The sequence below is a fragment of the Nocardioides sp. genome, assembly GCF_035697785.1.
GTDB lineage: Bacteria > Actinomycetota > Actinomycetes > Propionibacteriales > Nocardioidaceae > Nocardioides_B.
Map to the genome: position 1 here is coordinate 1 of NZ_DASSCL010000066.1, position 26508 is coordinate 26508.

At 70.7% G+C, this 26508-nt stretch carries 26 protein-coding genes and 1 tRNA gene; 12 read left to right on the top strand and 15 right to left on the bottom strand.

Annotation, left to right across the window (positions count from 1 at the left end):
- Positions 1–58: 58 nt before the first annotated feature.
- Together VFH10_RS06595 and tsaA are read left to right on the top strand one after the other, a co-directional pair.
- Positions 59–541, top strand: a complete 483-nt coding sequence (locus VFH10_RS06595; protein ID WP_325127167.1) for a hypothetical protein — start codon at positions 59–61, stop codon at positions 539–541.
- 46 nt (positions 542–587) lie between these two features.
- Positions 588–989 (top strand): tRNA (N6-threonylcarbamoyladenosine(37)-N6)-methyltransferase TrmO, encoded by a 402-nt coding sequence (gene tsaA / locus VFH10_RS06600; protein ID WP_325127212.1) that lies wholly within the window; start codon positions 588–590, stop codon positions 987–989.
- On the opposite strand, the gene VFH10_RS06605 is transcribed toward tsaA, so the two are convergent.
- Complete coding sequence (locus VFH10_RS06605; RefSeq protein ID WP_325127169.1) at positions 976–1419, bottom strand: hypothetical protein; 444 nt, start codon at positions 1417–1419, stop codon at positions 976–978. The genes tsaA and VFH10_RS06605 overlap by 14 nt on opposite strands.
- Positions 1420–1575: 156 nt before the next feature.
- Between VFH10_RS06605 and VFH10_RS06610 the strand changes: the two genes are divergently transcribed.
- Positions 1576–2589, top strand: coding sequence for a zinc-dependent alcohol dehydrogenase (locus VFH10_RS06610; protein ID WP_325127171.1), 1014 nt, complete (start codon positions 1576–1578; stop codon positions 2587–2589).
- Positions 2590–2608: 19 nt separating this feature from the next.
- On the opposite strand, the gene VFH10_RS06615 is transcribed toward VFH10_RS06610, so the two are convergent.
- A complete protein-coding gene (locus VFH10_RS06615) occupies positions 2609–3271 on the bottom strand; it encodes a hypothetical protein (protein WP_325127173.1) in 663 nt (220 codons plus the stop codon).
- Complete coding sequence (locus VFH10_RS06620) at positions 3268–3873, bottom strand: hypothetical protein (RefSeq protein ID WP_325127175.1); 606 nt, start codon at positions 3871–3873, stop codon at positions 3268–3270. The genes VFH10_RS06615 and VFH10_RS06620 overlap by 4 nt, the downstream gene beginning before the upstream one ends.
- A 479-nt stretch (positions 3874–4352) precedes the next feature.
- Here VFH10_RS06620 and VFH10_RS06625 point away from each other — a divergent pair, with 479 nt between their 5' ends.
- The 4 genes from VFH10_RS06625 to VFH10_RS06640 all read left to right on the top strand — a co-directional run bounded on the left by VFH10_RS06625 (position 4353) and on the right by VFH10_RS06640 (position 12977).
- Complete coding sequence (locus tag VFH10_RS06625) at positions 4353–6140, top strand: multicopper oxidase family protein (RefSeq protein WP_325127177.1); 1788 nt, start codon at positions 4353–4355, stop codon at positions 6138–6140.
- A gap of 229 nt (positions 6141–6369) precedes the next feature.
- Positions 6370–11046, top strand: a complete 4677-nt coding sequence (locus tag VFH10_RS06630) for a multicopper oxidase domain-containing protein (RefSeq protein WP_325127180.1) — start codon at positions 6370–6372, stop codon at positions 11044–11046.
- A 102-nt stretch (positions 11047–11148) separates the two neighbouring features.
- Positions 11149–11817, top strand: a complete 669-nt coding sequence (locus VFH10_RS06635) for a response regulator transcription factor (protein ID WP_325127182.1) — start codon at positions 11149–11151, stop codon at positions 11815–11817.
- A gap of 41 nt (positions 11818–11858) precedes the next feature.
- The gene (locus VFH10_RS06640) at positions 11859–12977 is read left to right on the top strand and encodes a HAMP domain-containing sensor histidine kinase (protein WP_325127184.1); all 1119 of its coding nucleotides are present in this window, start codon (positions 11859–11861) and stop codon (positions 12975–12977) included.
- Positions 12978–13036: 59 nt separating this feature from the next.
- On the opposite strand, the gene VFH10_RS06645 is transcribed toward VFH10_RS06640, so the two are convergent.
- From VFH10_RS06645 to VFH10_RS06655, 3 genes are all read right to left on the bottom strand, one after another.
- Positions 13037–13126, bottom strand: a tRNA-Ser gene (locus VFH10_RS06645).
- A 57-nt stretch (positions 13127–13183) separates the two neighbouring features.
- Positions 13184–13660 carry a nucleoside deaminase gene (locus VFH10_RS06650; protein ID WP_414689842.1) on the bottom strand — a complete coding sequence of 159 codons (477 nt, stop codon included), beginning with the start codon at positions 13658–13660 and terminating at the stop codon, positions 13184–13186.
- The gene (locus VFH10_RS06655; RefSeq protein WP_325127186.1) at positions 13657–14151 is read right to left on the bottom strand and encodes a tRNA adenosine deaminase-associated protein; all 495 of its coding nucleotides are present in this window, start codon (positions 14149–14151) and stop codon (positions 13657–13659) included. The genes VFH10_RS06650 and VFH10_RS06655 overlap by 4 nt, the downstream gene beginning before the upstream one ends.
- Before the next feature lie 112 nt (positions 14152–14263).
- Here VFH10_RS06655 and upp point away from each other — a divergent pair, with 112 nt between their 5' ends.
- Complete coding sequence (upp, locus tag VFH10_RS06660; protein ID WP_325127188.1) at positions 14264–14905, top strand: uracil phosphoribosyltransferase; 642 nt, start codon at positions 14264–14266, stop codon at positions 14903–14905.
- A gap of 75 nt (positions 14906–14980) precedes the next feature.
- Here the strand turns inward: upp and VFH10_RS06665 are convergent, their stop codons facing one another.
- The 4 genes from VFH10_RS06665 to VFH10_RS06680 form a co-directional block, all read right to left on the bottom strand.
- Complete coding sequence (locus VFH10_RS06665; protein ID WP_325127189.1) at positions 14981–15157, bottom strand: hypothetical protein; 177 nt, start codon at positions 15155–15157, stop codon at positions 14981–14983.
- 134 nt (positions 15158–15291) lie between these two features.
- On the bottom strand, positions 15292–16665 hold the full coding sequence (locus VFH10_RS06670) for an NAD(P)(+) transhydrogenase (Re/Si-specific) subunit beta (RefSeq protein ID WP_325127191.1): 1374 nt from the start codon (positions 16663–16665) through the stop codon (positions 15292–15294).
- Positions 16662–16982, bottom strand: coding sequence for an NAD(P) transhydrogenase subunit alpha (locus VFH10_RS06675; RefSeq protein ID WP_325127193.1), 321 nt, complete (start codon positions 16980–16982; stop codon positions 16662–16664). Before VFH10_RS06675 ends, VFH10_RS06670 begins: the two co-directional genes overlap by 4 nt.
- A complete protein-coding gene (locus VFH10_RS06680) occupies positions 16979–18160 on the bottom strand; it encodes an NAD(P) transhydrogenase subunit alpha (protein WP_325127195.1) in 1182 nt (393 codons plus the stop codon). The genes VFH10_RS06675 and VFH10_RS06680 overlap by 4 nt, the downstream gene beginning before the upstream one ends.
- Positions 18161–18323: 163 nt before the next feature.
- On the opposite strand from VFH10_RS06680, the gene VFH10_RS06685 reads away from it, so the two are divergent.
- Both VFH10_RS06685 and VFH10_RS06690 read left to right on the top strand, forming a co-directional pair.
- On the top strand, positions 18324–19664 hold the full coding sequence (locus VFH10_RS06685; RefSeq protein ID WP_325127197.1) for a choice-of-anchor B family protein: 1341 nt from the start codon (positions 18324–18326) through the stop codon (positions 19662–19664).
- Positions 19665–19755: 91 nt separating this feature from the next.
- The gene (locus tag VFH10_RS06690; protein WP_325127199.1) at positions 19756–20736 is read left to right on the top strand and encodes a CorA family divalent cation transporter; all 981 of its coding nucleotides are present in this window, start codon (positions 19756–19758) and stop codon (positions 20734–20736) included.
- A 6-nt stretch (positions 20737–20742) separates the two neighbouring features.
- Here VFH10_RS06690 and VFH10_RS06695 read toward each other — a convergent pair whose 3' ends face one another.
- Genes VFH10_RS06695 through VFH10_RS06705 form a run of 3 tightly spaced genes read right to left on the bottom strand, consistent with a single transcriptional unit; the run spans position 20743 to position 23038 of the window.
- The gene (locus VFH10_RS06695) at positions 20743–21459 is read right to left on the bottom strand and encodes a flavodoxin family protein (protein ID WP_325127201.1); all 717 of its coding nucleotides are present in this window, start codon (positions 21457–21459) and stop codon (positions 20743–20745) included.
- A gap of 48 nt (positions 21460–21507) precedes the next feature.
- The gene (locus tag VFH10_RS06700) at positions 21508–22110 is read right to left on the bottom strand and encodes a class I SAM-dependent methyltransferase (protein ID WP_325127202.1); all 603 of its coding nucleotides are present in this window, start codon (positions 22108–22110) and stop codon (positions 21508–21510) included.
- A gap of 7 nt (positions 22111–22117) precedes the next feature.
- Complete coding sequence (locus VFH10_RS06705) at positions 22118–23038, bottom strand: 1,4-dihydroxy-2-naphthoyl-CoA synthase (RefSeq protein WP_325127204.1); 921 nt, start codon at positions 23036–23038, stop codon at positions 22118–22120.
- Between the two features lie 124 nt (positions 23039–23162).
- Here VFH10_RS06705 and VFH10_RS06710 point away from each other — a divergent pair, with 124 nt between their 5' ends.
- A complete protein-coding gene (locus tag VFH10_RS06710) occupies positions 23163–24263 on the top strand; it encodes an FAD-dependent oxidoreductase (RefSeq protein ID WP_325127206.1) in 1101 nt (366 codons plus the stop codon).
- A 22-nt stretch (positions 24264–24285) separates the two neighbouring features.
- Here VFH10_RS06710 and VFH10_RS06715 read toward each other — a convergent pair whose 3' ends face one another.
- The gene (locus tag VFH10_RS06715) at positions 24286–24918 is read right to left on the bottom strand and encodes a hemerythrin domain-containing protein (RefSeq protein WP_325127208.1); all 633 of its coding nucleotides are present in this window, start codon (positions 24916–24918) and stop codon (positions 24286–24288) included.
- A gap of 52 nt (positions 24919–24970) precedes the next feature.
- Here VFH10_RS06715 and VFH10_RS06720 point away from each other — a divergent pair, with 52 nt between their 5' ends.
- Complete coding sequence (locus VFH10_RS06720) at positions 24971–25411, top strand: nitroreductase family deazaflavin-dependent oxidoreductase (RefSeq protein WP_325127209.1); 441 nt, start codon at positions 24971–24973, stop codon at positions 25409–25411.
- On the opposite strand, the gene VFH10_RS06725 is transcribed toward VFH10_RS06720, so the two are convergent.
- Positions 25408–26247 carry an SDR family oxidoreductase gene (locus VFH10_RS06725; protein ID WP_325127210.1) on the bottom strand — a complete coding sequence of 280 codons (840 nt, stop codon included), beginning with the start codon at positions 26245–26247 and terminating at the stop codon, positions 25408–25410. The two genes, VFH10_RS06720 and VFH10_RS06725, sit on opposite strands and share 4 nt — an antisense overlap.
- Positions 26248–26508 lie beyond the last annotated feature (261 nt).

Consider the following 26508-nt stretch of genomic DNA (forward strand, 5'->3'; position numbering starts at 1 on the left):
TCGGTGGCCGCAACGCTTTCGGGACCAGGTCCGACCCGACATCGGAGGGAAGCCGGCTGTGACGACGAAGAGTGACTTCACCGAGGACGAGTGGCCCCGCGTCGTCCGAGCACCGTTCGTGGCCGGGATGGCGATCTCGCTCGCCGACCCCGGCGGCCCCATCGAGGCCACGAAGGAGACCATGGCGACGCTCAAGAGCGCCACGAACCCGCCGAGTCGCGAGCAGCTGCTGACCGAGGTGGCCCTGGAGATCCAGGACATGGCGCAGCGGAAGCAGAGCCCGCTCGGTGGGTACCGCCCCTCCGCCGAGGGCGCCTCGGCAGGTGAGCAGGTGCTCGAGGAGCTGCGCTCCATCCAGGCACTCGTCTCGGCCAAGGCCGAACCCGAAGAGGCCGCGGCGTTCGCGGCGTGGCTGGTGACGTCCGCGCAGGCGGCGGCCGATGCCGCCAAGGAGGGCGGCTTCATGGGGTTCCGCGCCCAGCAGGTGAGCGAGCGCGAGCAGGCCATGCTGGACCAGGTGCGCGCGGCCGTCTCCGCGTGACGCCCTTTCCTCCACGCCGCCGAGGGAGGCCACGATCGAAGATCCGATAGTCCTCGAGCCGATCGGTCGCGTGGAGTCCGAGCTGTCGAACCCCGCCGACGCCCCTCGGCAGGGCGACGAGGGTGCTCCCGAAGCGTGGCTGGTGCTGGACCCGGCGGTGGGCGAAGGGCTCCGAGGACTCCGGGCCGGTGCCGACGTGCTGGTCCTCACCTGGCTCGACCGGGCGAGCCGCGACGTCCTCACCGTCCACCCCCGCGGCGACACCGAGCGACCGCCGACCGGTGTGTTCAACACGCGCTCGCCGGACCGACCGAACCCGATCGGCCTGCATCGGGTGACGATCCTGTCGATCGACGGCAACCGGATCCTGGTGAGCAACCTCGAGGCGGTGGACCGGACCCCCGTCCTCGACCTGAAGCCGGTCCTCGGGACGATCAGCGAGCGATGAGCGCGCCCGGGTCGGCAGGCGCGAGGTTCCGGCGGTCCCGTCGGGCGAGGACGACGAGCACGGCGATCGCCGGAAGGCTCCACAGCCAGACCCAGAAGCCGAACAGCATCAGCAGGACGTGGAAGGTGATGACGCCGTACCAACCCAGCCGCGCCGCCCGACCACCAGCCAGCAGCGCGATCCCGAGGACAGTCTCGCCCACGAAGAGACAGGCGCCCCAGAGCGCGGGATCGGCCATGAACACCTGACTCCAGCCCTGACGAACGAAGCCGAAGAGTCCCGCGTCCGCGAAGCCCGCGTAGGTGTTCGGGTCGGCGGCGACGATGCCGAGGTGCACGCCCCCCATCGAGAGGTAGAAGCCGCCGACCACGCGCCGACCCACCGCGCCTACCCGGTCGGTCTCAACGGCTCTCGCCTGCGTTGTCGCCACGACTCCACCCTCCTGCCACGTCGACTGCGCGCCCAGAGCCGTGCGGTGTCGGGGCGGGGGACCTTCGGCCCGCACCGTCGATGACCTTCGCGTCTCGTGAGGAACAGACCCTGCGGCTTGGCTGGGAGGAGAGCCATACCGAGGAGAGGAATCGCCATGAGAGCTGCAGTCGTACCTGCCATCGGGGCACCGCTGGAGATCCGGGACGTCCCCGTACCGGAGCCGGGCCCGGGCCAGGTCCTCGTACGGATCGAGGCAAGCGGCCTGTGCCACACCGACATCCATGCAGCACGAGGTGAGTGGCCCGTGAAACCGATGATCCCGTTGATTCCCGGGCACGAGGGAGTCGGCCGCGTCGTCAAGGCCGGTGCCGACGTCGACCCGGTCATGGTCGGGCAGCGCGTGGCCCTGCCGTGGCTCGGGCGGGCGTGCGGCACGTGCCGCTACTGCGTGGGTGGGTGGGAGACCTACTGCACGGCCCCCCAGTACACCGGTTACACGATGGACGGCAGCTATGCCGAGTACGCCGTCGGCTACGCCAGCCACGTGGTCCGAGTCCCCGACGGGGTCTCGTCCTTCGACGCCGCACCCCTCACGTGCGCAGGGGTCACGACCTACAAGGCGCTCAAGGTCGCTCGCCCCCAGCCGACGGAGACCGCCATGATCGTAGGGATCGGCGGGCTCGGCCACCTGGCCCTGCAGTACGCACGGATCTTCGGGACGACCACCGTCGCGGTCGACGTCGAGGACGAGAAGCTCGACCTCGCCAAGCAGCTCGGTGCCGACCACGTCGTGGACGCACGTGGCGACCAGGCGGCGAACCTGGCACGGCTCGGTGGCGTCGACCTGGCCGTGGTCACGGTCCCCTCGCCGGCGGCCATGCACGCCGCGCACGCGTCCCTGAACCCCAACGGACGCTTGGTGATCGTGGGGCTCCCCGCCGACAACACCCTCCAGCTGCCCGTTTTCGAGACGGTCCTCAAGGGGATCTCGGTGATCGGTTCGTTGGTGGGCACCCGCAACGACCTGGCCGAGTGCTTCGCTCTGCACGCGCAGGGGCGCACCAAGGTCGTCGCCCGATCGCGTCGACTGGAGGAGGTCAACGACTGCTTCGAGGAGGTCCTGGCCGGGACCGTGCCTGCACGCCTCGTCTTCGACCTCACCGCCTGACGGAAGGACGGCCCCGCCCTCATCCGGTGCCGGCTGGAGAGCTCCGGACCCGCAGACCTCGCAACATGTCGCGGGACATGACGAAGTCCGCGGGGACCAGGATCGTGTTCGCTCCGACGGTCAACCACCACGGTGAGGTGCGCGCACGCCACCGGAACACCAGACGGGTCCCCGGACCGGATCGGGTGTCGACCGGCGACAGCTGGAAGGTCCAGGTCCACGCGATCTCGGCCAGGCCGCGGGTGCGCCAGGTCCGGGGCAGATGGCTGGTGGAGTACAGCACCAGGTGGGCTCCCGGTCGGACCTCACGGACGACGAACCCGCACTCGGTCTCCGGCGGTCCGTCGGGGATGAAGTCGCCGACCTCGAGGCGCTGGCACTCCGCAAGGACGCGGTCCGCGCTCGGCGCGTTGGCCGGGAACATCAGCACATCCACCCACCGAGCGGTGTACCAGCCGCCCCGGCGCCAGCCCATCTGGACGAGCCAGGGCCAGACCCGGCCTGGAGGTGCCGGGATCGTGACCGCGTGGTTCGCCACCGTCTGCGGGCAGCGGACCAGACCATCTCCTGGCATGGGCAGTCCCCGTTCCCGATGCGTCGAGCCGTAGGTTCGCCCCAGCCACTGGAGACAGGCGTATCCGCCGACCGCGAGCATCACGGCCGCGCGCGCGGCCCGCCTCATGGCCACGGAGATACCTCCGATGCTGTCAACGCGCCGTTTCGCTCCATCTGTCGCTGCGCGACCCGGACGCCGGCGTCCCACCCAGGCGCTCGGCCGTGCACCGGCGGTGCGATCTCGTCACCGTGGAGCCCGACGTGCGTGAGCAGCCAGGCGACGAGGGAGTTCGAGTTCCACATGTCGCCGGTCGCGAGCTCGTCCCTCCCCCACACGGGGGTGGGGCATCGCGGGACCAGGGCCAACAACGCGCGCGCCTGCCCGTCGGTGGCGTTCAGGTCGCTCGGCGAGTTCACCGCCTGGTCCGCGTCCGCGATCACTCCGTCGCGCCAACGACGGATCTCGTACCGGAAGAGGCGCGAGCGGCCCAGGAGCGCGAGGCCCACGGCGCCCTCCCCGACGACGCCTCGCTCAGCGGCGGGCGCACCCCAGGCCGGGGCCATCTCCACCACGAAGCTCGTTCCGCCGAGGCGGACCAGGAGGGCGGAGTGGAACAGCCTGAGACGATCGCGACCCTCCAGCCGGGCGGCGATCGCCTCGTACGCTCGGCCGCCCCAGCGCACTGCCGGGTTGCCGTCGGCTCCCAGCGGGAGCCAGAACAGACACACCTCACAGGACGGTGGGGCGGCATGGTTCAACGGCATCACGTGTCCCCCGATCGTTCGGTGGTGGTGGGCATCAGCGTCGCTCGTCGCGACCCCGGCGGCACGGGTCGAGAGACCTTTCGCCGGAGGACGAGTGGCACACACCCCTCGCGCCATTGGTACGTCGACGCCCCAATCGTCCAGCGGAGTTCGTGACAGCCACGTGACCGCCACGTGACGGGCCTCCCGTTCATCTGCGCTCGCCGCGCCGTGGTTGGACGTTGGCAGGGGGTGTTTCGACGCCGTCCGCGGGAGCGCGACCGAGCGTCGGCGGACAAGGAGGGGCAATGCACGAGCATGCGACAGCACAACTGACGGAGACCGAGCCCGGGCCCGGACGACCGAGCCGACGACCCTCGACCGTCGTGGCCGGGGGTGCGGTCCTCGCCGTGGCGGTGGCCGGGGGCCTGATGTCCGGGGGACCCAGTGTCGGGATGGGACCCATGACCATGACGGCGCCGCGCACCGAGGCGGTCTGCCCGGAGCCGGTCTCGAGCCCACAGCTGAGCGAGTTCACCGAGAAGCTCACGGTGCCCGCCCGCATCGATCTCCGTGACGGAGGCACCGCGGCGCTGCGGATGCGCAGCGGCGCACACCGTTTCCACGCGGACCTACCGCCGACCCCGACATCCGGCTACGCGCCGGAGGGCAGCACCGGCGCGGACTGGAACGGCGGCCCGACGATCGAGGCCCGCCGCGGAGTGCCCGCCAGACTGGTGGTCAGGAACGCGCTCGGACCCCACCCGCTCGCGGACTCCATGGACCACACCCTGATGGGGATGACCGGCACCGACGGCTCGGCCCCGCGCGGCGTGATCCACCTGCACGGCGCCCACAGCGAGCCGTCGCAGGACGGACTGCCGACGGACACCGTCGTGCCCGGCGAGAGAACGACCTACCGATACGTCAACGACCAGGAGGCGACCGGACTCTGGTACCACGACCACTCCTGGGGAATGACCCGCCTGCAGGTGGTCGCCGGACTCGCCGGCCAGTACTGGCTGCGCGACGGGTTCGACACCGGCCAGCCGGACAACATGCTCGGTCTGCCGTCAGGAGACGCCGAGATTCCGCTGACCCTGCAGGATCGCACGTTCGCAGCCGACGGCACGTTCGCCTATCCAGCCGGACCCTTCTGCGGCAACGCCGACGTGCCCGACGGCTATCCCAACCAGTGGGCGCCGGAGTTCTTCGGCGATGTGGCCGTCGTCAACGGCAAGGTCACCCCGAACCTCGACGTGGCGCGAGGGATGTACCGGTTCCGGTTGCTCAACGCCTCGAACGCGCGGTTCTACCACGTGGTGCTGCCGACCGGGCTGACCGTTTACCAGATCGGCGGCGACGGCGGCCTGCTGAACGCACCCGTGCGGCTCACCGAGCTTCTCATCGCGCCCGCAGAGCGCATGGACCTGCTCGTGGACCTGCGCAAGGCGACTCCGGGCCGTAGGTTCGTGCTGCGGAACGACGCGAACTCGCCGTTCGGCACCCTGGACGCGCCGCCGGACGAGGACGAGGCGCCCCTGCACGACCTCATGCAGCTCACGGTGACGTCGAAGGTCGGCCTGCAGAACGACGTGCCGAGGACCCTGCGAGGTGGCCGCAACCGACCGCCGACACTGCCGACGCTCAGGCCGAGCCGCACTCGCTCGATCATGCTCAACGAGATCGCCGACCCCTCGGTCGACGAACCGGTGCACGGGCACATCAACAACCAGTTCTACGCCGACACGGACGGCACCCCGCGCATCAGCGAGATCGAGAACCCCGCGCTCAACAGTGTCGAGACGTGGGAGATCGTGAACGCCACCGGTGACGCGCACCCGATCCATCTGCACATGACGCAGTTCCGGGTGCTCGACCGGCAGGGCTTCGACGTCGACGCCTACACGTCTGCCGTGAACGCCGCGCTCCCTCCCGACAGCCAGCTTCCCGACCCTGCAGCCGCCGGGCGAGGTCCGTGGCCGGGGCTCTCCCCGCAAGACTTCCTGCAGGGGAAAGCTCGGAATCCGGCCCCCGGCGAGCGGGGCTGGAAGGACGTGGTGATGGCCCCGCCCGGAATGGTCACCCGGATCGTCGTGCCCTTCGGCGGGACGGCGGCGGGAGTGCCGGCCCCGTTCACCGGTGATGCCCCGGGCGTCGCGGTGCAGCGCTTCGCGGGGACCTACGTCTTCCACTGCCACATCCTCGAGCACGAGGACAACGACATGATGCAGCCCTATCGCATCGGCTGACGCGAAGTCCGCATCTGAGTGGCCGGTCCGTCTCGTCGACGGACCGGCCACAGCCGCGCCGCCGGAGCGGCGTGCTGCTCATGACCGAGACGTGACAGCCCCGTGAGCGCTCGCTCATAGAGGCGGTGGCTGCGGCCCGGTCGGTGCTGACTGAACGGGTGACGGGCGCCGCCGGGGCGTCCAGGGTGGCCGCTGCCGAGCGGCAACACCCGACCGGGGAGGAATCACCATGAGGATGAGTACGAAGCGGATCCCGCGCCGACTGACGGCGCTCGTGGGGGCTACGGCACTGGTCGCATCGGGGTTGGTCGCCAACGCGACCTTGATGGTCGCGGCACCGGCACCGGCGCTCGCGGTCAGCCCGCCGGAGTCGCCCACGGACCAGAGCTCGGTGCCGCATTACTTCGGCCCGTACCCGAACTGGGCCAACAGCCCTTTCACCCTCTCGACCGCTGCGGTGGACATCGCCGGAACGGGCCAGGGAGCGGAGGCCGTGGCCCAGGTCGACCCGACCACCGGCGGGATCGCGTCGATCAACGTGACCTCGCCCGGCCATGACTACGACGCGACCACGACCGTGACCGTCGCCGGCAGCACCGGCACCGCGGCCGCCGCCACGGCGCAGGTCAACCCCGCCGGCGCCGTCGTCGCTCTCACCGTGGACAGCGGCGGCAGCGGCTACGGCGGGCTCGACCTCGCCATCACCGGCGGCGGCGGCAGCGGGGCGACCGCCACCGCTTCCGGCGGCGTGGGCGCCGTCCAGCTCTCCGACGGCGGCAGCGGCTACACGATGCCGACCATCGACTTCGACCTGCCCGACGACCCGGCCGGCACCATCGCGAAGGCGCACGTGCCGATGATCGCCAGCGGCGACGACATCGACGGCATGAACGCCGACGGCGTGATCACCGACATCGTGGTCGACGACCCCGGGTCCGGCTACAGCAGCGCACCCGGCGTCACCGTGCGCGACGGCACGATCTTCGACCCGATCAGCGGTTCCACCCCCGCCACGGCCACCGCGGACCTCCGGCTGGTCGGCGCCACCGTCACCGACCCCGGCACCGGCTACACGAGCGCGCCCACCGTCGAGGTCACCGACCCGACCGGCAGCGGTTCGGGCGCCGCGGTCACGGCCGTAACCGACGCGGGGTCGATCAGCGGCATCACAGTCGACAGCCCCGGTGACGGGTACCTGTCTCCCGGGATCAAGAAGTTCCAGGACCAGCTGCCGACCACCTGCAACCCCGGCACCGACGGCACCGGCTGCCCGCTCGCGCCGGACAGCCCGGCGATGGGACCGGACAGCAAGTTCATCCCGACCGCCGTCCCGGAGGCCAAGACCTACAACGGCAAGGAGGCCGACGAGTACGTCATTGGCCTGGTCCAGTACCGCACCAAGTTCTCCAGCGACCTGCCGGCGACCCTGGTCCGCGGCTACGTCCAGCTGTCCACCCCCGACCTGCCCGGCCGCCAGGTGCCGCTCTACAACGAGCTCCTCGACGGGACCAGGCAACCGATCACCGGCTACACCGGCGTCGCCTCCCCGCAGTGGCTCGGCCCGATCATCGCCGCCACCAAGGACCGGCCGGTGCGGATCGTCTTCCGCAACCTGCTGCCCACCGGCGCCGACGGTGACCTGTTCCTGCCGACCGACAGCACGATGATGGGCTCGGGCATGGGGCCGATGGACATGCCGGCCCCGACCGACGAAGGCACCGTGATGGACGGCGTCCGCAACCCGACCTGCACCGGCTACCCGAAGTCCGACATGTGCTTCAAGGACAACCGGGCCACGCTGCACCTGCACGGCGGGATCACGCCGTGGATCAGCGACGGCACTCCGCACCAGTGGATCACCCCGGCGAACGAGGACACCCCGTGGCCGCAGGGCGTCAGCACCCGCAACGTGCCCGACATGACGGACGGCAGCGGTGCCGAGGTCTGCGCCGCCGACGACGACGGCTGCTCGACCTTCTACTACACCAACCAGCAGAGCGCGCGGATGATGTTCTACCACGACCACTCGTGGGGCATCACCCGGCTCAACGTGTACGCCGGCGAGGCGGCCGGCTACCAGATCACCGACGACACGGAGAAGGCGCTCGTCACCAGCGGCACCATCCCCGGCGAGGCGGACACGCTCCCGCTGATCGTGCAGGACCGCACCTTCACCCCCGACGAGGCGACCCTCAAGCTGCAGGACCCGACGTGGGACGTCGATCGCTGGGGCAGGAAGGGGAGCTTCTGGTACCACCACGTCTACATGCCGGCCCAGAACCCGGGCGACCCCTCAGGTATGAGCGCCTACGGTCGGTGGATGTACGGCCCGTGGTTCTGGCCACCGGCCTCCGGCACCAAGCACGGGCCGATCCCCAACCCGTACTACGACCCGGCCTGCCAGCTCGACGACCCGTCCACCTGGCAGTACCAGACCGACCCGTTCTGCGAGCCGGAGCAGATCCCGGGTACGCCCAACGTGTCGGCCGGGATGGAGCAGTTCAACGACACCCCCATCGTCAACGGGGTCGCCTACCCCACCACGACGCTGCAGCCGAAGAGCTACCGGATGCGGCTGCTCAACGCGGCCAACGACCGGTTCTTCAACTTCCAGTGGTACACCGCCGACCCCAGCCAGGGCGACGGCACCACCGAGGTCGCACTGAAGCCCGGTGAGGTCGCGGCGGCCCAGACCGACCCGACGGTGTCTCCGACCCCGGTGGGCAGCAACGACGACGCCTACGGCCCCGACTGGGTCCAGATCGCCAGCGAGGGCGGTTTCCTGCCCGCCCCGACGGTGATCGACGGCCAGCAGCCGACCACCTGGATCAAGGACCCGACCCGGTTCGACGTCGGCAACGTCGACCAGCACTCGCTGCTGCTCGCGCCGGCGGAACGGGCGGACGTCGTCGTGGACTTCTCCGAGTTCGCCGGCGAGACACTGATCCTCTACAACGACGCCCCGGCAGCCTTCCCGGCACGCGTCCCGTCCTACGACTACTACACCGGAGCACCGGACCTCAGCCCGGTCGGTGCGCCCACACCCCTGGCCGGCTACGGGCCCAACACCCGCACGGTCATGCAGGTGAAGATCGCCGACACCGCTCCGGCACCCGCGTTCGACCTGGCCAAGCTGCGCTCGGCGTTCTCCCACAAGGCGAACGGCTCCGGGGTCTTCGAGTCGGGCCAGCACCCGGTGATCGTCGGCCAGGCGGCCTACAACTCGGCGTACGGCTCGTCCTTCGCGGCCAGCAGCAACTGCAACGTCGCCAACACCAACGTGCAGAAGTGCGACGGCCTGGTCCGGGTGAACAACACCGGAACCTTCGGCTTCAACACGTTGCGCTCGCAGGCCGCCAAGGTCTCCATGCAGATGGAGCCGAAGGCGATCCACGACGAGATGAACTCCTCGACCTTCGACGAGTTCGGGCGGATGCAGGCCAACCTCGGGATCGAGGCCCAGCCACCGACGCCGGGTCTGCAGAACGTCACGCTCTACCCGTACGTCAACCCGCAGACGGAGTTGATCGACGGCACCAACCTGCCGACCGCCGACGTGAAGGTCACCCCCATCAGTGACACGAAGGACGGCTCCCAGATCTGGCGCTTCACGCACAACGGGGTGGACACGCACCCGATCCACTTCCACCTCTACGACGTGCAGGTGCTCAACCGGGTGACGTGGGACAACATCGTCAAGCCTCCGGACCCGAACGAGCTCGGCTGGAAGGACACGGTGCGGATGAGCCCCCTGGAGGACACGATCGTGGCGCTGCGCCCGATCATCCCGAAGGTGCCGTTCGAGGTGCCGAACTCGGTGCGGCCGCTGAGCCCGATGGACCCCATCGGGTCAACGGCGGGGTTCAACAGCACCGACCCGCAGGGCGACCCCACCGCGGCCGTCGCCAACCGGCTGGTCAACTTCGGCTGGGAGTACGTGTTCCACTGCCACATCCTGTCCCACGAGGAGATGGACATGATGCGTCCGGTGAGCCTCGCGCTGCCGCCGGTGAAGCCGGACGGGCTCGGCTACACCCTGGTCGGGAACGGCAGCAACCGGCGGGTGCGGCTGACCTGGAACGACAACTCGATCACCGAGACGTCGTTCGTCGTGCAGCGGACGGCCAACGGGACCTCGTGGACGGACGTGGGCACCGTGACCTCCCCGCTCGACCAGGCCAACACCCACGGTGCGAAGGCGTTCGTGGACTCGACGTCGAACGCGTCGACGCCGTACCGCTACCGGGTCGTCGCGGTGAACGCCGTCGGCTACGGGTCGGGATTCCCGACCATGGCCGTGCGCGCCACGTCGCAGGAGCTGGGGGTGAACACACCGGCAGCACCCACGCAGCTGTCCGCGACGGTGCAGGCCGGTCCGCGGGTCGCCCTCACCTGGCGCGACAACGCCGGCAACGAGACCGGGTTCGCACTCGAGCGGTCCGGCGACGGCGGTACGACGTACCAGCGGATCGCCACGGTGCCCGCCCGCTCCGGCACGGGCAACGTGTCCTTCGCCGACACCGGCGTCACGCTCGGGTCGACGTACAGCTACCGCGTGGCGGCGGAGAACGTCGCCGGCTCGTCGGCCGCGGCGGGCCCGGTCCAGGTCTCCGTGGCGGTGCCGGAGGCTCCGGCGAACGTGACGGCGACGGCGGTGCGGCAGGGTGGCAACGAGCGGGTGACCGTCACCTGGTCACCCGTCACCGGGGTTACCGGCTACACCGTCCAGCGCAGCGCCGACCCGGGGTTCGCGACCATCGCGAGCACCAGCACGGTCGTCGCCGGCGTCAGCTCGTTCACGACCGGCACCATCGCGCGCCAGACGTGGTACGTCCGCGTGAGCGCCGTCAACGGTCTCGGCTCCTCCGCCTGGACACCAGGACCACCAGTGCCTCCGGCCCCGTGAGGTGACCCCCGGCCTCGCGCGGCGGAGAGAGGGGCGGCGGAAGGACCGAAAGGCCCTTCCGCCGCCGTGCGCGGCCGTGTGGACTCGAAGCAAGGAGTAATGATGAGCACAGTGATGGTGGTCGACGACCAGGAACGCATGCGAACCATGCTGTGCCGCCTGCTCGCGGCCGAGGGACACGTCACCCAGGCTGCCCCCGACGGCGAGACCGCGCTGGAGCTGCTGGCCGACGACCACGTGGACCTGGTCCTGCTCGACCTGGTCATGCCCGGAGCCAACGGGTTCCAGGTGCTGTCCCGACTACGCGACCGCGGCTTCACCGCCCCGGTCATCGTGCTCTCCGCCGTACCCGAGGTCGCCGCGCGCGTCGACGCGCTCGACCTGGGTGCGGTGGACTTCGTCCCGAAGCCGTTCCACACCGCCGAGCTCGTGGCCCGCGTACGCCGCAGCCTGGCGAGCCGCCCGGCGGCTCCGCTCGACACCCGATACCTCCATCACGGGGGCGTGCGACTCGACCTCGACCGGCGCCGGGCCTTCTGGCGTGGCGAGGAGGTGGCGCTCAGCGAGCGGGAGTTCGAGCTGCTGGCGCACCTGATGCGCCGCCACGGCCGGGTCTGTCGCCGCCAAGAGCTGCTGCACGACGTGTGGGGGATCGACTTCGAGCCCGGGACCAATCTGGTGGAGGTGTGCGTGCGCCGGCTGCGCAACAAGCTCCCCGAGGTGCCGATCGAGACCGTCCGCTCCGTGGGCTACTGCTACACGGAGGACTGACGATGACCATGGCCGCCCGATCTGTCGCGTCGCCTGCCCGAGTGTCGCGCTACTCCCTGTTCTGGCCGTGGCTGGCGCTCACGCTCATCTGCCTGGGCTGGATGTGGATCGCGCCCGGGGATGAAGTGATCCCCTTCCACCTGATCTGGATCGGCTTCGCGCTCGCCTACGGATTCGAGGCATGGCCCGTGCGGCCCACTTGTCTCGCTCTCGGCACGGTGGCCGTGGCCTCCGGCGTGATCTTGGTGCTCCGAGCCAGGGCGGGGGTCATCGCTTGGGAGGAGACCACCGAGATCGTCCTGATGCTGGCCATGGCGGTGCTGGTGATGTGGCACGTGCGCAGGAGGCTCGCGGCTCTCGCCGAGGTCACCCGGGTCGCCGACGGCCAGGTCGCCACAGCCAAGGAGCGAGAGCGCCTGGCGCGGCTGACCTCTCACGAGATGCGCACACCGCTGGCGATCGCCGCGGGCTACGTCGACCTGCTGCTGGCGCGCGAGGACCGGGACGACCATCGCGAGGACCTCCACGTGGTGCGTGACGAGCTCGGACGGCTCTGGCGCGCCGGCGACCGGCTGCTGAGGATGATCCGGCTCGAGGATCCGACGCCGCAGGACGCGGTCGACCTGAACGGACTCGTCGACGAAACCGTCACCCGCTGGGCAACGGTCGCGGAGAGGGAATGGCGGACCGAGACAGCGACGGCGTACGTCGTTGGATCTCACGAGAGACTACGGGTCTGCCTGGACACCCTGATCGAGAACGCCGTGCGGTACACCGAAGCCGGACAGACGATCCGCGTGTTCTGCCGCACCGACGACGCCACCGGTGTCTGGCTCGGGGTGGCCGACTCAGGCCCCGGCTTCACCCGCGAACAGACCGCCCTGCTGAACGACCGACACCGGCTGGACGCGGGCCCCGGCCTCGACGTCGGGGCGAGCGGACCCGGGGGCCAGACCGGCTACGGCCTGGGCATCGTGCGCGAGATCGTGACCGCCCGCGACGGGCTGGTCCGAGCCGGCCGGTCCCGAGAGGGTGGCGCGCTGGTGCTCATCGTGCTGGGACACGATCCGGACCGCCGCAAAGCCGGGGGTGCCACGGCGAACACGCTCCCGGTTGCCACCAGTCGCCCCGTCGTACAACCGGCACGCAACCCGAGATGACGACACCCGGACCCGCTTCCGGGTCCGGGTGTCGCCGATGTCCTGAGACATCACATGGCTGGCGGTGGCGGAGGGATTTGAACCCTCGGTGGACTTGCGCCCACAAACGCTTTCGAGGCGTTCTCCTTAGGCCGCTCGGACACGCCACCGCCGACGAGGGTACCGGACCTCCGGGGGACTCCCGAAATCAGCCCAAGCCACCCATCTCAGTCCTCGCCCGGGGACCGGTGGGTCGCGAAGAACTCCAGCAGCAGCGCCTCGGACTCGTCGGCGAGCACGCCGCTGACCACCTCGGGCCGGTGGTTGAGCCGCCGGTCGCGCACCACGTCCCACAGCGAGCCCACGGCTCCGGCCTTCGGGTCGAACGCTCCGAACACGACGCGGTCAACGCGCGCCAGCACGGTCGCGCCGGCGCACATCGTGCACGGCTCGAGCGTCACCACGAGCGTGCAGCCGTCGAGGCGCCACTCCCCGCGGACACCGGCGGCCTCGCGCAGCGCCACCACCTCGGCATGGGCGGTCGGGTCGGCGTGCGCCTCACGCTCGTTGCGTCCCCGCCCGATCACGACGCCGGCCGCGTCGAGCACCACGGCCCCGATGGGTACGTCGGAGGTGGCGAGCGCGGCGCGCGCCTCCGCGAGGGCCTCCCGCATCGGGTCGGCCCAGCTGTGCTGCGGGGTCACGACGCGGCGACTCCGACGGCCTGGTCGTAGAGCGCGCCGAACCCCAGCCGCGTCGAGATGTCGGCGAGCATCTCGTCCGGGTACAGCTCGACGTCGTCGAGCAGCGCACCCATGTCCATCGCACCCATCCCGAGGTCGGCCACGATCGACAGGTCGCCCGCGGGCGCGGGGTCGTCGTCGTCATCGGGCTGCGGCAGCTCGAGCTCGTCCACCGCTTCCTTGGCGATCGGCCAGTCCGTCGCGGCGGTGATGTCGGAGAGCAGGATCTTGGAGCGCGCACCGAGCACGCGCACCAGCAGGAAGAAGTCCTCGTCGACCGAGACCAGCCCGAGAGACCCCCCGTCGCCGGGGTAGCGGCGCAGCTCCTGGGCGAAGCTCTCGAGGTCCCCGACGGTGTCGTGGGCGAGCTCCTGGACCTGCCAGACGCCCTCCTCGCGGTAGGCGACCAGAGCGAAGTCCACGCCCTCTGCGTTGGCGTCGAACTCGGACATCCGGCCTCCCGGTCCCTGCTCACGTAGCTCGATGGCGGTTGGACCCTTCGCCTCGATGGTGTCAGAGTGCCCGCCCTCGCACCAGGATCCGTCCGCCACTAGATTTCAGCCCATGCGCATTCACGTCGCCGACCATCCGCTGATCGCCCACAAGCTCACCACGCTGCGCGACCAGCGGACGGACTCACCGACGTTCCGCGGGCTCGCCGACGAGCTGGTGACGCTGCTGGCCTACGAGGCAACCGGCGACGTGCGGGTCGACACGGTCACGGTCACCACCCCGGTCGCCGAGGCCCAGGGCGTCAAGCTGGCCAGCCCGAAGCCGCTCGTGGTGCCGATCCTTCGTGCCGGCCTCGGCATGCTCGACGGGATGATGCGGCTGCTGCCGACCGCCGAAGTCGGGTTCCTCGGCATGGTGCGCAACGAGGAGACGTTGGAGGCGTCGACGTACGCCGAGCGGCTGCCCGACGACCTGAGCGGACGCCAGTGCTACGTGCTGGACCCGATGCTGGCGACCGGCGGCACGCTCGCGGCGGCGATCCGGTTCCTGGTGGACCGCGGCGCCGACCACATCACCGCGATCTGCCTGCTGTCCGCTCCCGAGGGCTGCGCCCGCCTGGAGAAGGAGCTTGCCGGTCTCGACATCCCCGTCACGGTGGTCACCGCGGGCATGGACGAGCGGCTCAACGAGAAGGGGTACATCGTGCCCGGCCTCGGCGACGCCGGCGACCGGCTCTACGGCATCGTCGGCTGAGCCCGCCGGTGGTCGAGCCCGTCGAGACCCTGACGCGATCGGCTCGCAGGTCTCGACGGGCTCGACCACCGATGCTCACATGTCGAAGATCGGCACGGTACCGGTGGCGATCAGCACCAGGATGACCGCGACGAGGATGCCGAGCAGGGCGTAGTCCCAGCTCTTGGAGCGGGTCTCCTCGGGCGACTCCGGGGCGTCGTAACGGTGCCCGTCCGGACGCGCCATCCGCTCTTCGTCTTCGTTGTCGACCATTTGCAGGACCTCCAGCTGAGTGTGCGTCGGGGTCCCTCCCACTCGCTGAGACTACCCAGAACCCGCGAAGCGGTAACTCGGTGTTACGCGAGCTCCGTCACAGCCCCCGCCCGTCGTACGACGAGGCGGGCGGATCAGAGCGACTTGACCGCACTGAGCAGCTTGCCCAGCGAGTCCTTCGCGTCGCCGAACAGCAGGGTGGTCCTCGGGTCGAACAACAGCTCGTTCTCGATGCCCGCGAAGCCCGGCCGCATCGACCGCTTCAGGAAGATCACCTGCTGCGCCTCGTCGGCGTTGAGGATCGGCATCCCGTAGATCGGCGCACCCGGCGTGGTCTTCGCGGCCGGGTTCACCACGTCGTTGGCGCCGACGACGAGCACGACGTCGGTCTGCTTGAACTCGCCGTTGATGTCGTCCATCTCCTTGAGCTGCTCGTAGGGCACCTGAGCCTCGGCGAGCAGCACGTTCATGTGGCCCGGCATGCGGCCCGCGACCGGGTGGATCGCGTAGTCGACCTGGGTGCCACGCGCCCCCAGCACGTCGACGAGCTCACGCAGGGTGTGCTGTGCCTGCGCGACGGCGAGCCCGTAACCGGGCACGACGATGACCTTCGAGGCGTAGCCGAGCAGGATCGCGACGTCCTCGGGGCCGGCGGACCGGACCGGCCGGTCGGACGCCTCGCCCGCACCGAGGGTGGAGCCGCCCTTCAGCGCACCGAACAGGATGTTCACCACCGAACGGCCCATCGCCGCGGCCATCAGCTTGGTGAGGAAGGTTCCGGAGGCGCCCACGAGCGTGCCGGCCACCAGCAGCAACGTGTTGCCCAGCACGTAGCCGCCGGCCGCGACGGTCAGGCCGGTGAACGCGTTGAGCAGCGAGATGACGATGGGCACGTCGGCGCCGCCGACCGGGAGCACCAGCAGTACGCCGACCAGCAGACCGAGCAGGCCGAGGACGATCCCGACCGCCATCGAGGGCGAGGCAACCGTGACTCCGGACAGGCCGACCGACCCGACCAGGGCGCCGCCGAACGCGACGGGCAGGCCGGGGAACACCACCGGCCGCGAGGTCATCAGCTCCTGCAGCTTGAGGAACGTGATCACCGAGCCGGAGAACGACACCGAGCCCACCACGATCGTGAACGCGGTCGCGGCGAGGTCGAACCAACCCGCGCCCTCGACCATGTGCTCGAGCTCGAGCAGCGCCACCAGTGCCGCGGCGCCACCGCCGACGCCGTTGAACAGCGCCACCATCTGCGGCATCTGGGTCATCTGCACGCGCCGGGCCCCGACGAGCCCGGCCACCGAGCCGACCGCGACCGCGCCGAGGATCTGCGGCACGTGCTCGAGGTCGAGGTAGAAGAACACGACGGCGCAGCCCACCACCGCGCCCGCGGCGCCGAGCAGGTTGCCCGCTCGCGCGGTGCGCGGGCCGGACAGCCCCTTCAGCGCGAGGATGAAGCAGACCGCGCAGAGCAGGTAGACCAGCTGCACCCAGGTCGGGGTCACCGGCCCTCCCCCGCCGGGCTCTCGGCGCGGGCCGCCGGCTTCTTGCGGGTGAACATCTGCAGCATCCGGTCGGTGACCACGAAGCCGCCGACCATGTTCACCGCCGCGAGCACCACCGCGACCAGCCCGACTGCCACGGCGATCGTGGAGTCCGCCGTGCCGGTCACGATGATCGCGCCGAGCAGGATGATCCCGTGGATCGCGTTTGCGCCCGACATCAACGGCGTGTGCAGCGTCGAGGAGACCTTGGAGATCACCTCGATGCCGACGAAGATGCTGAGCACGAAGATGGTCAGCCAGACGATCGGCTCGCTCATGGGCGCTCCTCAGGAGTGGTCTCGCCGGGCCCGACCTCCGGCGCCGCCGGGCCTTCGAGGGCGGCGCGGGTGGGCTCGTGCCGGATCGTGCCGTCGTGGGTGACGCACGAGCCGACGACGATCTCGTCGTCGAAGTCGGGCGCGAACGTTCCGCCCTCGTCGGACTGAGCGGTCATCAGCGTCACCAGGTTGACGATGTTCTGCGCGTACAGCCGGGACGCCGGGCCAGGCATCTGTGCCGGCACGTTGGCGCCGCCCCAGACCTGCGCGTGGCCGATCCGCACCACCTGCCCCGCCACCGAGCCCTCGACGTTGCCGCCGCTCTCCGCGGCGAGGTCGACGACGACCGAGCCGGGGCCCATCTGCTCGACCATCCCGGCGGTCACCAGCATCGGCGCCTGGCGGCCGGGCACGGCGGCGGTCGTGATCAGCGCGTCGGCGGCGGCGATGTACGGCGCGAGCAGCTCCCGCTGCCGCTGTGCCCGGTCCTCGGTCATCTCGCGTGCGTAGCCACCTGCGCCCTCCAGCGTCTCGAGCTCCAGGTCGATCGACTGTGCGCCCATCGACCGGATCTCCTCCGCGGCGGCGGCGCGCACGTCGTAGGCCTTCACCACCGCACCGAGCCGTTTCGCCGTCGCGATCGCCTGCAGCCCGGCGACGCCCGCCCCGAGCACCACGACCTGGGCGGGCGGCACCGTGCCGGCGGCCGTCATGTTCAACGGGAAGAAGCTGCGCAGCAGCCCGGCCGCGACGATCGCGGAGCGGTAGCCGGCGACCAGCGCCTGCGAGGACAGGGCATCCATGGACTGGGCCCGGCTGATCCGCGGCACCAACTCCATGGCGAACGACGTGATGCCGCAGTCGCGGAGGTCGGCGACCAGGTCGAGACTCTGGTTGACCGGGAGGAACGACATGGTGGCCGTGCCCGCCGGCAGCGATCGGACGGTCGCGGCGTCGAGGGGCCCGACCGAGACCACGAGAGCCGCGTCCGAGAGCGCGTCGTCGGACACCTCGGCGCCGGCCCCGGCGTACTCCTCGTCGCTGTGCAACGCACCCTCGCCGGCGCCGGGCTCGACGGCCAGCCGGTAGCCCAGCGCGGTCAGCTTGCCGATCAGCTCCGGCACCATCGCGACACGGGTCTCGCCCTCACGTGTCTCCCTGGCCACTGCGATCTTCACCCTGGGCAACCTAGGGCACCGGTCAACGCCCGGCCATGATTCGAGACCCGTGTCTCACCCGAGCGACGCACAGGGGACAGAACGGGCAAATGCCTTGCCGTTCCTGTGATCCACGCCATACCGTCGGTGGCTTCCTTTACTTTCTCGGACAAAGGAGTCTCGGGTGAAGAGACCTGTGCACCTCATCGTGGCCGCCGTGGCGGCCGCTCTGGCGCTGGTGGCCACGACCACGTCGGCCATCGCCCACCCCACTCATGACGGCACCGGCAAGGAGGCCGGGTTCGACCTGGTCAGGGAGGACGTCAGTCCCGGCGGCGTACCCCAGGAGCGGCAGTCAGACGTCCGCTGCGAGGACGGCATTGCGGGGATCTTCCCCTGCCACAAGGTCGACCTCAAGGCGTTCCTGCCGCTGAGCGAGTTCGACTCGATCTGGGCCAACGACGTCTGGGGCTGGACCGACCCGCGCACCGACCGCGACTACGTGCTCGCCAAGCTCTTCGAGGGCACTGCCTTCGTCGACATCACCGACACCGAGGACCCGACCTACCTCGGCACCCTGCCCTCGCCGGCACCCGACCCGAGCAACAACGGGCACATCTGGGGCGACATCAAGACCTACGCCAACCACGCCTACATCGGCTCCGAGGCGACCGGGCACGGCGTGCAGATCTTCGACCTGACCCGGCTTCGCGGCGTCACCGAGCCCCAGGAGTGGACCCAGGACGGGCAGATCACCGACCTCGGTCAGTCCCACAACATCGCGCTCAACGAGGACAGCGGCACGCTCTACGTGATCGGCGCCTGGAAGGACGTCACCGCGCCGGGCTGCGCAGAGGTCGACGGTGGCCCGCTGATGTACGACCTGTCCGAGCCGGCCAGCCCGGAGCTGGCCGGCTGCTACGGGGGTGACGGCTACACCCACGACATCCACTGCGTCGACTACCACGGTCCGGACCGCGACTACCGGGGCAGGGAGATCTGCGTGGCGTCCAACGAGGACACGGTGACCGTCCTCGACGTGACCGACAAGTCCGACGTGCAGATGCTGGCCCGCGCGCCGTACGAGACGTCGGCCTACACCCACCAGGGCTGGTTCACCGAGGACCACCGGCACTTCCTGCTCGGTGACGAGCTCGACGAGCTCGAGGGCACCGTGGACGCCACCACGACGTACGTCTGGGACCTCCAGGACCTCGACAACCCGGAGCTGATCGGCCAGGAGGACAACGGGAACACCTCAATCGACCACAACATCTTCATCAACGAAGGTCTGGCCTACAAGAGCAACTACACCTCCGGGCTGCGCATCGACGACACCTACAAGGTGCACCGCGGTGAGCTGAAGGAGCGTGGCTTCTTCGACGTGTACCCGGCCGACGACGCGACGACGTTCGCCGGCACCTGGGGCAACTACCCGTTCTTCGACAAGGGCATCGTCGCGGTGACCGGCATCGAGGAGGGACTGTTCATCCTCGAGTCGCGGGTGAAGTCCTCGAAGCGCTGACGCTGTCCGACGCCCCTCGCGGCCGCGGGCTGCGGGGGGCGTCGTGCGTCCTCGGGTTTACGGCACGGTCGGGAAGCGACACGCTGAGCACATGCAGGTCCGGTTCGTCGACGCCCACGGCGTGCACGACCGGCCGAGCGACGACGTGGTCGCACTGCTCGGCCGGGACGACGGCTTCGTCTGGGTCGACGTACCCGTCTGGGACGACGAGGTGGACGCCTTCCTGCACGGGCTGGGCTGCCACCCGAAGGTGATCGAGGCGTGCAGTCGCCGCAACCACGTGCCGACCGTGCACAGCTACCCCGACCACTGGTTCATCACGATGCACACGCCCCTGCTGGGCGAGGCGGGCCACGTGCACCTGCTCGAGGTGGACCTGATCGTGGGCGACCGCTACCTGGTCACCGTGCACGGACCCCTGAACCCCAAGGTGCCGCTCGAGGCGGCCCTCCAGGAGACGGACGGTGTGCGGCACCGGATCGAGCAGGCCAGGTTCGCCCCCAAGACGCCGGCAGAGGTCGCGTACGCCGTCGCCTCCGCGGTCGCACGGAGCCAGCGCGCGCTGATCGGCGACGTGGCCGAGCGCCTGCCCGGGCTGGAGCAGCACGTCATGCAGTCCCAGCTCACCGAGCCGGAGGCCGTGCTGGAGCGGATGTTCCTGATCCGGCACGAGCTGCTCACTGCGCGCACGATGGCCGCGCAGACCCACGACGTGTGCGCGCGTATCGGGTCGCTCGACCGGTGGGTGCCCGAGCAGAGCCGGGAGCTGGCCCGCGACCTCGCCGACCAGTTCGACCGGGTGCGGTCGGTGGCCGACGGCGAGTCGCAGTTCCTGTTCGGCGTCATCGAGCTCTACCAGACCAAGGTCAACACGAAGATGACCGTGGCGATGGAGCGGCTGGCGGTGATCGCCGCGGTCACCCTGCCGGTCACGGCGATCGCGTCCGTCTACGGCATGAACGTCATCGTCAACGACAGCACGGACGTGGTCCAGCTGGCGATCGTGCTGCTGGCGATGGTCACGGTCTCCACCCTGCTGCTGCGCTGGGCGCGCCGGCAGGGCTGGTGGTGACCGGGGTCAGCGGTTCTCCGGGTTCTCGAAGCCGAACCGCGAGCCGGCGTCCCACGCCGCCCGCTGGTTGCCGTACGCCGGGATGCCGCCGGCGTCCTGCAGCATCCGGGCCAGGTGCATCAGGTTCCAGGTCATGAACGTGGTGTTGCGGTTCGTGAACTCGTTCTCTGGGCCGCCACTGCCCTCGTCGAGGTACGACGGACCGGGGCCGGCCTCGCCGATCCAGCCGGCATCGGCCTGCGGCGGGATCGTGAAGCCGACGTGCTGGAGCGAGTACAGGACGTTCTGCGCGCAGTGCTTGATGCCGTCCTCGTTGCCGGTGATGAGGCAGCCGCCGACGCGGCCGTAGTAGGCCCACTGCCCGGCCTCGTTGAGGTCCCCCGACGCGCCGTACAGCCGCTCGATGACCCGTTTGGTGATGCTCGAGTTGTCCCCCAGCCAGATCGGGCCGGCCAGGACCAGGATGTTGCTGGCCATCACCCGCTCGTGGATGGCCGGCCACTCGTCGCTCGCCCAGCCGTGCTCGGTCATGTCGGTGTAGACGCCGGTCGCGATGTCGTGGTCGATCGCGCGCAGCACCTCGACGTCCACGCCCTGCTTGCGCATGATCGTGGAGCTGATGTCGACCAGGCCCTGGGTGTGGCTGCGTTCGGGCGACCGCTTGAGGGTGCAGTTGATGTACGTCGCGCGCAGGCCGGAGAAGTCGGTGTCCACGTCGGTCATGTCCGTGACTCTTCTCCGCGGCCGTCCGCGCGACAAGACCCGACCGGGTCAGCGCCGGTGGACCGTCACGACGTAGCCCGCCCCCTTGTCGAAGGGGGCCGCCTGCCAGGTGGAGAACCGGTCGACCGGAGTCAGGGCGGTCGCGGCGTCGTCGTACTCCGCCAACGGGGTCACCGGGCAGCCGCGCGGCAGATGTGCGTCGTCGAGGCCGAACCCGGCCACGAGCAGCCCGCCCGGGCGGAGCAGGTCGGTGAGCCCGGCCACGACCGCGGACAGCGTGCCCGCCGCGAGCAGGGGCACGACATTGCCGGCCAGCACGACCAGGTCGTACGGCGCGTCGCGGCGAACCTCGTCGGGGAGGTCGGCGAGGTCACCGTGCACCCAGGTGATGCCGGGCGCCTCCCGGCGCGCCACCGCGAGCATCGAGGCGTCCACGTCGACTCCCACGCAGTGATGGCCGAGCTCGGCGAGCCGGAACGCGACCCGGCCGGTCCCGCAGCCGGCGTCGAGCACGCGGGAGCCCGGCACGACGAGCCCGTCGACGAACGTCGCCTCGCCGTGCACGTCCTCGCCTCGCGCCGCGAGTGCGGCGAAGCGGGCGGCGTACTCCTCGCCGCTCGCTCCTCCGGTCAGCCTGTCCCAGCGGGTCATGGGGCGCTCAGTAGTACCAGGGGAACGCAGACCAGTCCGGCTCGCGCTTCTCCAGGAAGGAGTCGCGGCCCTCGACGGCCTCGTCGGTCATGTAGGCCAACCGGGTGGTCTCGCCGGCGAACAGCTGCTGTCCGACGAGGCCGTCGTCGATCAGGTTGAAGGAGTACTTCAGCATCCGCTGCGCCGTCGGCGACTTCCCGTTGATCTTGCGGCCCCACTCCAGCGCCACCGTCTCCAGGTCGGCGTGGTCGACGACGGCGTTGACCATGCCCATCCGGTGCGCGTCCTCGGCGGTGTAGTCGTCGCCGAGGAAGAAGATCTCGCGGGCGAACTTCTGCCCGACCTGGCGGGCGAGGTACGCCGATCCGAAACCACCGTCGAAGGAGCCGACGTCGGCGTCGGTCTGCTTGAACCGGGCGTGCTCGCGCGAGGCGAGGGTCAGGTCCGAGACGACGTGCAGCGAGTGCCCGCCGCCCGCGGCCCAGCCCGGCACCACGCAGATCACGATCTTGGGCATGAACCGGATCAGCCGCTGGCACTCCAGGATGTGCAGCCGGCCGAGCTTCGCCTTGTCGACCGTCTCGGCCGTCTCACCCTCCGCGTACTGATACCCCGCGCGCCCCCGGATCCGCTGGTCGCCGCCGGAGCAGAACGCCCAGCCACCATCCCTGGGCGAAGGACCGTTGCCGGTGAGCAGCACGCAACCGACGTCGCTGCTGATCCGGGCATGCTCGAGCACCCGCAGCAGCTCGTCGACCGTGTGCGGGCGGAACGCGTTGCGCACCTCCGGCCGGTCGAACGCGATCCGCACCGTGCCGTGGTCGACGGCGCGGTGGTAGGTCAGGTCGGTCAGGTCCTCGAAGCCGGGGACCTCCGCCCACACCGCGGGGTCGAAGATCTCGGAGACGGGGGCGGTGGTGTCGGACATGGCGGCAGGCTACTGGCAGCCGTCCGTGCGGCGGTCGAGCCCGCGACCGTCCGGTGGTCGAGCCCGTCGAGACCTCCGCGGGCCCGCGTGGAACATCCGGGGCCCTCCCCCGGTTAGGTTGTACGTGCAAGCGTTCGACGTCGTCGTGATCGGGGCCGGCCAGGCCGGGCTCTCCGCGGCCTATCACCTGCGCCGGTTGGCCGCCGGCGACCTGCTCGTGCTCGACGCCGACGAGCGGCCCGGGGGCGCGTGGCAGCACCGCTGGGACTCCCTGACCATGCGCGACGTGCACGGCATCGCCGCCCTCCCCGGGATGCCGGTGCCCGAGCACGACCCGACGGACCCGGCCAATGCCGTCGTACCCGCGTACTTCGAGGCGTACGAGCGGACCTTCGAGCTCCCGGTACGCCGGCCCGTGGCGGTGTCCTCGGTCGAGCCCCTCGACGGCGACGCGGAGGGGCCGCTGCTGGTGCGCACCGACTCCGGCGAGCTGGTGACCCGTTCGCTCGTGAACGCCACCGGCACGTGGACGGCGCCGTTCGTCCCTCACTACCCGGGCATGGGGACGTTTCGCGGCCGCCAGCTGCACACCGTCGACTACGCCGGTCCGGAGGACCTCGCGGGGCTGCGGGTGGTGGTCGTCGGCGGTGGGGCGTCCGCGGTGCAGATCCTCGGTGAGCTCGCACCAGTGGCCGAGACCGTCTGGGTGACCCGGCGCGAACCGGTCTGGCGGAGCGAGCCGTTCGACGAGGCGGCCGGCCGGGCCGCGGTGGCGCTGGTCGAGGACCGCGTTGCGCGGGGGCTGCCCCCGCAGAGTGTGGTCGGGGTGACCGGGCTGATGCTGCGGCCCCAGGAGCGGGTCGCGGCCGAGCTCGGCGCCTACCGGCGGCGTCCGATGTTCGCCCGGGTGGAGCCCGACGGGGTGCGGTGGGCCGACGGGTCGTTCGCCGCCGCCGACGTGATCGTCTGGGCGACCGGCTTCCGGCCCGCGGTGTCACATCTCGCGCCGCTGCGGCTGCGCGGCCCTCGCGGCGGCGTGCCGCTGCTGGCGCCGTTCGACCGTCACACGTTCACGACCGCCGCGCGCGACGGGCGCGTGCACTTCGTCGGCTATGGCCCGTCGGCCAGCACGATCGGGGCCAACCGGGCCGGCCACGCCGCCGCGCGCGCAGTGGTGCGCCAGCTCGCCCGGCTGTCAGAGCGTGAGTACGCCGTGGCGAACTGACGTCTGACGAGGCGGCGGTCGGCTAGCGCCAGACCGGGGCGATGTCGCGGTGGTAGCTGCGCCCGAAGACCTTCGACAGCACCTTCACGACCGGCCCGGGCACGGTGCTCTTGAGGTAGTCGCGGCTGACCGGGTCCATCCCGTCGGTCAACCAGGCGAAGAAGACGCCGGTGTCGCGGATCGGGCCCTTGCGCAGCTCCTTCTCCGTCTTCTTCCAGTCCTCGCTCTCCATGTGCGGCGCCATCAGGGGCTCGAGCTCGGACTCCTCGTGGGTGAGGTGCCGCTCCACGACCTTCTTGGTGGTCGCCAGGCTGTCGCGCGCGGCGGCCGCGTCCGCGGCCGAGGCACTGGCGCCGTAGGTCTGCATGGTGGCGGCCGTCTCGTCGAGCGCCTCGGCCATCGCGTGGTGCTCACCGTCCATCTCGCCGACCAGCGTCTCGTCGATGCCCAGCCGCAGCAGCGTGGGGAACACGAACTCGTCCTCCTGCTCGTGGTGGTGCTTGAGCTGGGCGTGCAGCTGGGCGTAGGCCCGCTGCAGCTGACCGGCGCGGTCGGTGTCGCCGTCCGGTGCCACGGCCAGAGCCGCGTCGAGCCGGTCGATGTCCCGCCGTACCGCGTTGTGGATCACCCGGTTCATCGTCATGTGCTCGGTCATGACGGTGACGTTAGCGAGGAACAAGCCGGCCGCGCACGGTGTTTGTGCAGGTATGCCCCTCATCGGAGAGTACGAACCCAGTCCGGCACAGTGGGTCCGCGACCAGGTCGAGGCCTACGAGCGCTCGGGCGGTACGGAGGCGACCACCCTGCGCGACACCGGACTGCCAGTCGTGGTGATCACCTCGGTGGGCGCACGCAGCGGGAAGCTCCGCAAGACGCCGGTGATGCGTGTCGAGCACGACGGCCGCTACGCGCTCGTGGCGTCGCAGGGCGGCGCCCCGAAGCACCCGACCTGGTACCACAACCTCCTCGCGCACCCGAAGATCGAGCTGCAGGACGGCCCGCACCGGCAGGACATGCAGGTGCGGCTCCTCACCGGCGACGAGCGACGGCTGTGGTGGGACCGGTCGGTGGAGGCGTTCTCCAACTACGCCGACTACCAGCGCCGCACCGAGCGGGAGATCCCGGTCTTCCTGGCCGAGCCGCTCTAGTCGACGGCGCGTAGCACCTCGGCGAGCGAGCGCGGCCGCCGTCCGGTCAGGCGCTCGACGTCGTCCGTGACACCGGCCAGCTCGCCGGCGGCGATCGCGGTGTAGGTGCTGACCCACGCGTCGACCTGCCAGTCGGGCGCGCCGTAGGACGTCCGCGACGCGTACGCCTCGTCGAGCGTCTCCCGGTGGTAGACGACGTCGCGCCCGGTCTCGCGCGACAGCACCGCGGCCACGTCGTCGAGGGTGAGCGCCTCCGGGCCGGTCAGGGAGTACGTCGCACCGGCGTGTGCGTCGGGGTCGAGCAGCACGGTGTGCGCGGCGGCGGCGATGTCGTCCTGCGCGACCGCCGCCACCCGACCGTCGCCGGCCGGGCCACGGATCACGTCGTCCGGGCCGGTGATCTGCGGGATGAAGTCGAGGTACAGGTTGTCGCGCAGGAACGTCCAGGCCGTCCCGGAGGCCTTCACGTGCTCCTCTGTGTGGTGATGGTCCCGGGCGAGCGTGAACGTGGCGTCGGCGGACGCGCCGTAGAACGAGACGTACACCAGGTGGCGTACGCCGGCCCGGGCGGCCGCGTCCACGAAGGTCCGGTGCTCGTCGAGGCGGGTGGCGGACTCGGATGCGGACACCATCAGCACGACGTCGAGCCCCCCGCAGGCGGCCTCGACAGCCGCCGCGTCGTCGTACGACATGCGTGCGGGGGTGGCCCCGTCGAGGACCGGCGCCCGGGACGGGTCGCGCACGAGCAGCCGCTGCTCCACCCCCGACGCCGCCAGCAGCCTGGCGATCCGCCCGCCGAGCCGTCCGGTGGACCCGGTGACCCCGAGCGTGATCATCGCGGGTCCTGGGTGCTCGGCCGACGTGCGCGGGTGGTCATGTCGTGCACGGTAGCGAGGTGGCCGATTACCACGGGACCGTGGTGAACTGCCGCTCCCCGCGGTGAGTTCGCCGTGGGAACGGGGTGATTACCACGGGACCGTGGTAATCGGCCGCCGGGGAAGCTCAGCCGGCCCGGGTGATCGACACCGCGAGGGCGGCCAGATGCTCCAGCCGGGCGAGCTCGGAGTCGAGTACGTCGGGCCCGCCGCGGCGGCCGA

Coding starts and splice junctions, on each gene's coding strand:
- VFH10_RS06610 (WP_325127171.1), top strand. CDS start 1,576: ATGAGAGCTGCAGTCGTACCTGCCATCGGGGCACCGCTGGAGATCCGG.
- VFH10_RS06615 (WP_325127173.1), bottom strand. CDS start 3,271: ATGAGGCGGGCCGCGCGCGCGGCCGTGATGCTCGCGGTCGGCGGATAC.
- VFH10_RS06625 (WP_325127177.1), top strand. CDS start 4,353: ATGACCATGACGGCGCCGCGCACCGAGGCGGTCTGCCCGGAGCCGGTC.
- VFH10_RS06630 (WP_325127180.1), top strand. CDS start 6,370: ATGAGGATGAGTACGAAGCGGATCCCGCGCCGACTGACGGCGCTCGTG.
- VFH10_RS06635 (WP_325127182.1), top strand. CDS start 11,149: ATGAGCACAGTGATGGTGGTCGACGACCAGGAACGCATGCGAACCATG.
- VFH10_RS06655 (WP_325127186.1), bottom strand. CDS start 14,151: ATGTCCGAGTTCGACGCCAACGCAGAGGGCGTGGACTTCGCTCTGGTC.
- upp (WP_325127188.1), top strand. CDS start 14,264: ATGCGCATTCACGTCGCCGACCATCCGCTGATCGCCCACAAGCTCACC.
- VFH10_RS06665 (WP_325127189.1), bottom strand. CDS start 15,157: ATGGTCGACAACGAAGACGAAGAGCGGATGGCGCGTCCGGACGGGCAC.
- VFH10_RS06675 (WP_325127193.1), bottom strand. CDS start 16,982: ATGAGCGAGCCGATCGTCTGGCTGACCATCTTCGTGCTCAGCATCTTC.
- VFH10_RS06690 (WP_325127199.1), top strand. CDS start 19,756: ATGCAGGTCCGGTTCGTCGACGCCCACGGCGTGCACGACCGGCCGAGC.
- VFH10_RS06695 (WP_325127201.1), bottom strand. CDS start 21,459: ATGACCGACGTGGACACCGACTTCTCCGGCCTGCGCGCGACGTACATC.
- VFH10_RS06700 (WP_325127202.1), bottom strand. CDS start 22,110: ATGACCCGCTGGGACAGGCTGACCGGAGGAGCGAGCGGCGAGGAGTAC.
- VFH10_RS06705 (WP_325127204.1), bottom strand. CDS start 23,038: ATGTCCGACACCACCGCCCCCGTCTCCGAGATCTTCGACCCCGCGGTG.
- VFH10_RS06715 (WP_325127208.1), bottom strand. CDS start 24,918: ATGACCGAGCACATGACGATGAACCGGGTGATCCACAACGCGGTACGG.
- VFH10_RS06720 (WP_325127209.1), top strand. CDS start 24,971: ATGCCCCTCATCGGAGAGTACGAACCCAGTCCGGCACAGTGGGTCCGC.
- VFH10_RS06725 (WP_325127210.1), bottom strand. CDS start 26,247: ATGATCACGCTCGGGGTCACCGGGTCCACCGGACGGCTCGGCGGGCGG.